This window comes from Paenisporosarcina sp. P4_E4_2, from assembly GCF_056401595.1.
Window position 1 is genome coordinate 1 of the sequence record NZ_JBFUJC010000120.1, and the last position, 8,493, is coordinate 8,493.

The 8,493-nt window shown below is 39.7% G+C and carries 9 protein-coding genes; all 9 read left to right on the top strand.

Features of this window, described 5'->3' with window-relative positions; genetic code table 11:
- Positions 1–477 (top strand): 30S ribosomal protein S2 (rpsB, locus tag AC1DSB_RS10115; protein WP_477586651.1); only part of this gene is annotated, 477 nt, incomplete at its 5' end.
- Positions 478–573: 96 nt separating this feature from the next.
- Positions 574–1,458, top strand: coding sequence for a translation elongation factor Ts (gene tsf, locus AC1DSB_RS10120; RefSeq protein ID WP_016427611.1), 885 nt, complete (start codon positions 574–576; stop codon positions 1,456–1,458).
- Between the two features lie 83 nt (positions 1,459–1,541).
- Complete coding sequence (gene pyrH, locus AC1DSB_RS10125; RefSeq protein WP_016427610.1) at positions 1,542–2,267, top strand: UMP kinase; 726 nt, start codon at positions 1,542–1,544, stop codon at positions 2,265–2,267.
- A complete protein-coding gene (frr, locus tag AC1DSB_RS10130) occupies positions 2,267–2,824 on the top strand; it encodes a ribosome recycling factor (protein WP_016427609.1) in 558 nt (185 codons plus the stop codon). The genes pyrH and frr overlap by 1 nt, the downstream gene beginning before the upstream one ends.
- 138 nt (positions 2,825–2,962) lie before the next feature.
- The gene (locus tag AC1DSB_RS10135) at positions 2,963–3,757 is read left to right on the top strand and encodes an isoprenyl transferase (RefSeq protein WP_016427608.1); all 795 of its coding nucleotides are present in this window, start codon (positions 2,963–2,965) and stop codon (positions 3,755–3,757) included.
- On the top strand, positions 3,754–4,548 hold the full coding sequence (locus AC1DSB_RS10140) for a phosphatidate cytidylyltransferase (protein ID WP_477531005.1): 795 nt from the start codon (positions 3,754–3,756) through the stop codon (positions 4,546–4,548). The genes AC1DSB_RS10135 and AC1DSB_RS10140 overlap by 4 nt, the downstream gene beginning before the upstream one ends.
- 15 nt (positions 4,549–4,563) lie before the next feature.
- The gene (gene dxr, locus AC1DSB_RS10145; protein WP_477531004.1) at positions 4,564–5,712 is read left to right on the top strand and encodes a 1-deoxy-D-xylulose-5-phosphate reductoisomerase; all 1,149 of its coding nucleotides are present in this window, start codon (positions 4,564–4,566) and stop codon (positions 5,710–5,712) included.
- A gap of 45 nt (positions 5,713–5,757) precedes the next feature.
- Positions 5,758–7,017, top strand: a complete 1,260-nt coding sequence (rseP, locus tag AC1DSB_RS10150; RefSeq protein ID WP_477531003.1) for an RIP metalloprotease RseP — start codon at positions 5,758–5,760, stop codon at positions 7,015–7,017.
- 37 nt (positions 7,018–7,054) lie between these two features.
- A partial coding sequence (locus tag AC1DSB_RS10155) for a proline--tRNA ligase (RefSeq protein ID WP_477586654.1) occupies positions 7,055–8,493 on the top strand: 1,439 nt, incomplete at its 3' end.

Genomic DNA, 8,493 nt, shown 5'->3' on the forward strand with positions numbered 1-8,493 from the left:
ATCAAAGAAGAAGCAGAACGCTCAGGTATGTACTATGTTAACCAACGTTGGTTAGGTGGTACATTAACAAACTTCGGTACGATCCAAAAACGTGTAAACCGTTTGAAAGCGATCGAAAAAATGGAAGAAGACGGTACTTTCACTGTGCTTCCTAAAAAAGAAGTTGTTCAACTTAAAAAAGAACACGAACGTCTTGTTAAATTCTTAGGCGGTATTCGCGACATGAAAGGTGTACCGGACGTAATGTTCGTAGTAGACCCTCGTAAAGAGCGTATTGCTGTTGCAGAAGCTATTAAATTAAACATCCCTCTAGTTGGAATCGTTGATACAAACTGTGACCCAGATGAAATCGACTATGTAATTCCTGCAAACGACGATGCTATTCGTGCCGTTAAATTATTAACTGGTAAAATGGCTGATGCGTTACTTGAGTCAAAACAAGGTGAAGATCTAACTCCAGCTGAAGCTGCTGAGTAATCCCCACGTATGTTACAGGTGATAAGCGGCTAAACCCCTTATCACCTTTTTTTGAGAAATAACACAGAGTTGATACTTGAATAGGAGGAAACAACAATGGCAGTTACAGCACAAATGGTTAAAGAATTACGCGAAAAAACAGGCGCAGGTATGATGGACTGTAAAAAAGCGTTAGTAGAAGTAAACGGAGATATCGATGCAGCAGTAGACTTTTTACGTGAAAAAGGTCTTTCTAGCGCAGCTAAAAAAGCTGATCGTATCGCTGCAGAAGGTACTACTTACATTTTAGAACAAGGTAATGACGCTGTTCTTCTTGAAGTTAATGCTGAAACAGATTTCGTTGCTAAAAACGAAGGTTTCCAAACATTAGTTAAAGAATTGGCTGAGCACTTGCTTGCTACTAAACCAGAAACAGTTGAAGTAGCAAATGCTTCTACAATGTCTAACGGTTTAACTGTTGCAGATCACATTTCAAATGCGATTGCAAAAATCGGTGAAAAAATTACATTACGTCGTTTTGTTGTTCGCACAAAAACAGACAACGACGCTTTTGGTCCTTACCTACACATGGGTGGCCGCATTGGCGTACTTGTAACTCTTGAAGGATCTACTGATGCTCAAGCAGCTAAAGATGTTGCAATGCACGTTGCAGCTTTAAACCCAACTTATATTTCTCGTGACGAAGTGTCTGAAGAAGAAGTTGACCGCGAGCGTAAAATCTTGACTGAGCAAGCTCTAAACGAAGGCAAACCAGAAAACATCGTAGCTAAAATGGTTGAAGGCCGCCTTGGTAAATATTTCGAAGACGTTTGTTTGCTTGATCAATCATTCGTTAAAAATTCAGATCAAAAAGTTCGTGAGTTCGTGAAATCTACGGGCGGTACTGTTACTGAATTCGTACGTTACGCTGTTGGTGAAGGTATCGAAAAACGCCAAGATAACTTTGCTGAAGAAGTAATGAGCCAAGTTAACAAAGGTTAATACTAAACGAATATATTATTACTCCGGGGAGCACGATTTTGTGTTCCCTATTTTTCGAGAAAAAAGTGTAATGGAGGCTACCCATGAGCGAGACTAAATACAATCGAGTCGTGTTAAAATTAAGCGGAGAAGCTTTAGCAGGAGAACAAGGTTTTGGACTTTCTCCTCAAATCATTAAATCCGTAGCTGATCAAGTGAAAGAAGTTGTAGAGTTAGGTGTTGAAGTTGCTGTTGTAGTTGGTGGCGGAAATATCTGGCGCGGTAAAGTAGGTAGTGAAATGGGTATGGACCGTGCAACTGCGGACTATATGGGCATGTTAGCTACTGTTATGAATTCTTTAGCACTGCAAGATTCACTTGAAAAATCAGGCATTGAAACACGCGTTCAATCATCAATTGAAATGCGTCAAGTAGCTGAACCTTATATTCGTAGAAAAGCAATCCGCCATTTAGAGAAGAAAAGAGTCGTTATTTTTGCTGCTGGAACAGGGAATCCTTACTTCTCTACTGATACGACAGCTGCGCTACGTGCTGCAGAAATTGAGGCAGATGTTATTTTAATGGGCAAAAACAATGTGGATGGCGTCTACTCAGCTGATCCAAAAACAAATAGCGATGCCATTAAGTATGACACTCTTTCATTCCTCGATGTCATTCAACAAGGCTTGCAAGTAATGGATTCGACTGCTTCAACACTATGTATGGACAATGATATCCCGCTCATAGTATTCTCAATTATGGAGAATGGAAATATTAAACGTGCCGTTTTAGGTGAAACAATTGGTACGATCGTTAGGAGGAATACGTAATGTCAAAACAAGTGATTGATCAAACAAAAGAAAGAATGACAAAAGCGATTCAAGCTTTAAGTCGTGAACTTTCAACAATTCGTGCGGGTCGTGCGAGTGCTTCTTTATTGGATAAAATCTTTGTTGATTATTATGGTGCACCGACGCCAATCAACCAGATTGCCGGAATCGCGACACCTGAAGCACGCTTGCTGACAATTCAACCTTATGACAAGACTGCTCTTGGTGACATCGAAAAAGCAATTCAAAAATCAGATTTAGGGATTTCCCCATCAAATGATGGTACATTAATCCGTATTGCTATACCAGCTTTGACAGAAGAACGTCGTAAAGACTTAGTGAAATTAGTCAAAAAAGAAGCAGAAGAAGCAAAAGTCGGCATTCGTAACATCCGCCGTGATGCGAATGATGAATTGAAAAAATTAGAGAAGAAAAGCGAGATCACAGAAGACGATTTACGCGGATTTTCTGAAAATGTTCAAAAACTAACTGATGATTATATTGTTCAAATTGATCAAGTTGCCAAAGATAAAGAGAAAGAAATTTTGGAAGTTTAAGCTTTTGAACTTTTTTTCAATTAAGACGTTCCTATTTCATAGGACGTCTTTTTTTATGGGAAAGAAGTAAATTCCATCGATTTTTGATATGATAGGAAAGACGACATTCCGATAAGCGAGTAAAGTGGAGGATTCAGCATGTTACATAAACTCATTCGGAGAAAACCCGAACGACAAAATCAATCGCTGGCGGAGCGTATTTCGCATTCTAAAAAAGAACAAATACCTGAACACATTGCGATTATTATGGATGGCAATGGGAGATGGGCGAAGAAACGGGCTCTTCCACGAGTAGCCGGTCATCATGAAGGTATGAAAACGGTTCGGAAAATTACTCGACTTGCCAATGATTTAGGTGTAGGTGTATTAACCGTATATGCATTTTCGACCGAGAATTGGAAACGACCAAAACTTGAAGTTGATTTTATTATGCGATTGCCCGAAGAGTTTTTAGGTACTTATCTACCTGAGCTGATCGAACAAAATGTGCGTGTGGTCATGATGGGTGAAAGTGAAACATTACCTCGACATACACATAATGCTGTTCGCAAAGCAATGGAAGCAACTAAAGATAATACGGGACTAATATTGAATTTTGCTTTGAATTATGGAAGTCGTGCAGAGATTGCACAAGCGATGCAAAAAATTGCACAACTCGTTGAAGAGGGTTCGCTTAGCTATAGCGACGTAACGGAAGATTTAATTTCACAGCATTTAATGACGTGTGAGTTACCCGAACCTGATTTACTTATCCGCACAAGCGGAGAAGTTCGTCTCAGCAACTTTATGCTTTGGCAATTGGCCTATACAGAGTTCTGGTTTACGGATACGCTGTGGCCAGATTTTGACGAAAGCTGCTTGCTCGACGCAGTGGATAGTTACCAAAACCGAAATCGCCGTTATGGAGGATTGAAGGGAGAAGAAACAAATTGAAACAACGCATCATCACTGCAGTAATTGGAGCTGCATTATTCATTCCGATTGTTTGGCTAGGAGGTCTTCCTTTTACACTTCTCGTTTACGCTATGGCGGCAATCGGATTCTTTGAATTATTACGTATGAAAGGTCATACCATTTTTTCAGTTCATGGAGCAATCGCTCTTCTTGCATTATTTGTTTTTCTAATGCCTAATCAATGGTCGATACCATTAATGGAAACAACGGGGTATACCAAAATAGATTTAGCACTTATTGCTGTACTTTTATTACTTATCTACACCGTTGTCGTGAAGAATCGCTACACATTTGAAGATGCTGCATTTTCTATTATGGGCGTATTGTATATTGGAATCGGATTTTTCTATTTCATTGAAACGCGTATGGATGGCATTGAATATGTCATTTATGCCTTGCTGGTTATTTGGACAACCGATTCAGGAGCTTATTTTACTGGGAAAAAATTTGGTAAAAAGAAATTGTGGCCTGATATTTCTCCTAATAAAACCATTGAAGGATTTATCGGAGGAATCTTGACGGCTATTATTTTTGCTTTACTTTTCCAATGGATTTACCCAATTAGTTCGTCCTATACGATTCTAGTCATTGTGACGATATTAGCTTCCATTTTTGGTCAAATGGGCGATTTGGTTGAATCTGCACTTAAGCGCCACTACAACGTTAAGGATTCAGGTGATATCTTACCTGGACACGGAGGAATTTTAGACAGATTCGATAGCTTATTATTTGTGTTACCACTTTTACATTTCTTGCATTTTGCTGGCTAAGGGGATTTGACGTTTATGACAAAGCTGATTAGTTTATTGGGAGCAACAGGCTCTATCGGTATTCAAACGATTGACATCATAAGAGAACATCCACATCAATTTAAACTAGTGGCTTTTTCTGCTGGACGCAATCTTGAAAAGACTAGAGAAATAATTCGTGAATTTAATCCTACACTTGTATCTGTTCAAGAAGAAGTTGATGCAATTTCACTTAAGAAGGAATTTCCGAGCATTGAACTTGCATATGGTAGCAATGGATTGATCGACGTTGCGACTCACCCAGAAGCGTCCGTTTTAGTAAATGCTGTTTTGGGAAGTGTTGGTCTTGAAGCGACATTAGAGGCAATAAAACAACGAAAGACAATTGCTCTCGCAAACAAAGAAACGCTGGTCACAGCAGGGCATTTGGTGATGGCTGCGGCAGAGAAATACAAAGCTCCTATTTTACCGGTTGATAGCGAGCATTCAGCTCTTTTCCAATCGATGAATGGTGAAAAGAGAAGCCAAGTAAGCAGGTTGATTTTGACGGCATCCGGTGGTAGCTTCCGTGACCGTACGCGGAAAGAATTGGAGAACGTAACAGTACAGGATGCTTTGAGTCATCCTAACTGGTCCATGGGCGCAAAAATCACGATTGATTCTGCAACAATGATGAACAAAGGATTAGAAGTGATTGAAGCACAAGTGCTTTTCGACATGCCTTATGATGATATTGAAGTTGTCTTGCATAGGGAGAGTATCATTCATTCAATGGTGGAATTCCATGACACAAGTGTAATGGCACAACTTGGGACACCAGATATGCGTGTTCCCATTCAATATGCTCTTTCTTATCCGGACAGGCTTCCAAGAAAAAGTGCAAAACGTTTAAATCTTGTTGAAATAGGTAAACTTCATTTTGAAGAAATGAATATGGAACGTTTTCATGCATTAAAACTTGCATACGATGCAGGCCGGGCGGGTGGTACAATGACCACAGTTTTGAATGCTGCAAATGAAGCAGCCGTTGCCTTGTTTTTAAATGGAGAGATTCGATTCCTCCAAATAGAAGAATGTATTGAACGAATTATGGACAAACATACGCTTATTAGTACTCCGGATTTGGAAACGATATTGCATGTGGATGCAATTACGAGAAAAGATGTTCGAAACATGATAAAATGATGAAAGAATGATGACGGCGAAATGCTGTAAAAAAGGTGGGACTTTATGGAGACAACCATTGCTTTTATCCTGATATTTGGTTCACTTGTATTTTTTCATGAACTAGGTCACTTTATTTTTGCCAAACGTGCCGGAATCATGGTACGTGAATTTGCAATTGGCTTTGGTCCAAAAATACTTGGAATCACAAAAGGGGAAACTCTTTATACCCTTCGTCTTCTGCCTCTTGGTGGATATGTGCGAATGGCTGGAGAAGATATGGATTCGGTTGAATTACAGCCAGGATTCCGTGTCGGACTCATGTTAAACTCAAAAGAAGAAGTTCGTAAAATCGTCCTCAATCATAATAAACAACAACAAGACATGTTGTTTTTGGAAACTGAACGTTCCGATTTGGAAAAAGAACTCTGGATTGAAGGATACGATGAAGATGAACGTTTAGTACGATATAATGTTTCACGCAAAGCCGTAATCGTAGAGAATGGCAAAGAAACATTAATAGCACCTTATGATCGCCAATTTGGTTCGAAATCACTTGGCAAGCGTGCTATGACCATTTTTGCTGGTCCTTTATTTAACTTTATTTTATCTTTCTTCATCTTCTTGGCAATTGGTCTGTTGCAAGGGGTTCCGACTTACGAGCCTGTCATTTCGGGAGTCTCTGATGATAGCCCTGCCCTTGCAGCCGGTATGCAGGATGGAGATTTAGTTACTAAAATTGATGGTCAGCCCATTAATAAATGGCAAGATCTCGCTGCAAAGGTACAAGCTAGTGCAGGAGAAGAATTAACGTTTGAATACGTACGAGATGGTGAAACCATTTCTTCAACTATCACACCAAAAACCGTAGAAAAAGACGGCGAAAAGTATGGACAAATTGGAGTTATATATGAAAGTCCAGTTGAAAAAAATCCTTTGAAAGCATTAGCTTTCGGTGCTGATCAAACCATCACTTGGATTGCGAAAATTTTTGAACTCCTTGGCATGTTGGTAACTGGACAGTTTACAATTGATGCTTTGTCAGGACCAGTAGGAATTTATAAAGCAACCGAAGCAGTGGCACAATATGGTGTTTTCAATCTAATGAATTGGGCAGCTATTCTAAGCATTAACTTAGGTATCATGAATTTACTACCACTTCCGGCATTGGATGGTGGACGATTATTATTCTTCTTATTTGAAGCGATTCGAGGGAAACCATTGGACCGACAAAAAGAAGGAATGATCCATTTTGTCGGCATAATGTTATTGATGGTGCTGATGGTTGTTGTTACATGGAATGATATACAAAGATTTTTCTTTTAAAATTTAATCTACGGATGGTATGAGGAGCTTTTAACTTATGAAACAAAGTCTTACATTCATCCCTACACTTCGTGAAACTCCAGCTGATGCAGACGTTAAGTCTCATCAGCTGCTACTTCGTGCAGGGTTTATTCGTCAAAATACAAGTGGCATTTATTCTTTCTTACCTCTTGGAAAACGCGTTCTTCAAAAAGTAGAGAGCATTGTTCGGGAAGAAATGGATGCTATCAATGGTGTTGAAGTGTTAATGCCTGCGATGCAACAAGCTGAACTTTGGCAGGAAACTGGACGATGGTATTCATATGGTCCGGAATTAATGCGTTTAAAAGATCGACACAATCGTGATTTCGCTTTGGGGGCAACACATGAAGAAGTCATTACTTCTTTGCTTCGTGACGAAATCAAGTCATATAAAAAATTGCCTTTAACTCTTTACCAGATTCAAACGAAATTCCGTGACGAAAAACGTCCTCGTTTTGGCTTGCTTCGTGGCCGTGAGTTTCTTATGAAAGATGCTTACTCTTTCCATGCTACACGTGAGAGTTTAGATCAGACTTATGAAGACATGGTCAAAGCTTATTCAAATATTTTCTCTAGATTAGGATTGAATTTCCGTGCGGTTATTGCGGATTCAGGAGCAATCGGTGGAAAAGATACGCATGAATTCATGGTCCTTTCTGAAATCGGGGAAGATACGATTGCATATTCTGACGCATCTGACTTTGCTGCTAATATTGAAATGGCTGAAGTTAAAGTTTCATATGAAGCATCAACAGAAGAGCTAAAAGAGGTCGAGAAAGTAGCTACTCCTGACCAAAAAACGATTGAGCAAGTAGCGAGCTTCCTGAATCTAGATGCTCAACAATGTATCAAAACGTTGGTGTTTAACGTGGATGGGGAATTAGTATTGGTTCTCGCTCGCGGAGATCACGAAATCAATGATATAAAAGTTAAAAATGCATTGCAGGCAAAAGTGGTAGAGTTTGCATCTGAAGAAGAGGTGCAAAACTTGCTTCAATGTGAAGTTGGGTCTCTAGGTCCTGTAAAAATTCCATTAGGTGTAAAAGTCATTGCTGATCATGCTGTAGCGTCGATTCGTAATGGCGTATGTGGAGCAAATGTTGCTGGATTCCATTTAACGAATGTTAATCCAGAACGTGATTTTGCAGTAGACCAGTATGAAGATTTACGTTTCATCATGGAAGGCGACGCTTCTCCTGACGGCAATGGAACAATCGTTTTCGCTAAAGGAATTGAAGTAGGACACGTCTTTAAACTTGGTACAACCTACTCTGAACCGATGAATGGAACTTTCCTTGATGATAATGGCCGTTCACAGCCTTATATTATGGGGTGTTACGGTATTGGGGTTTCCCGTGTCATGGCTGCTGTTGCGGAACAGTTCCAAGATGATAAAGGATTTATCTGGCCAAGTGCAATCGCGCCATATAATGTACATTTAGTGCCTGTAAATAC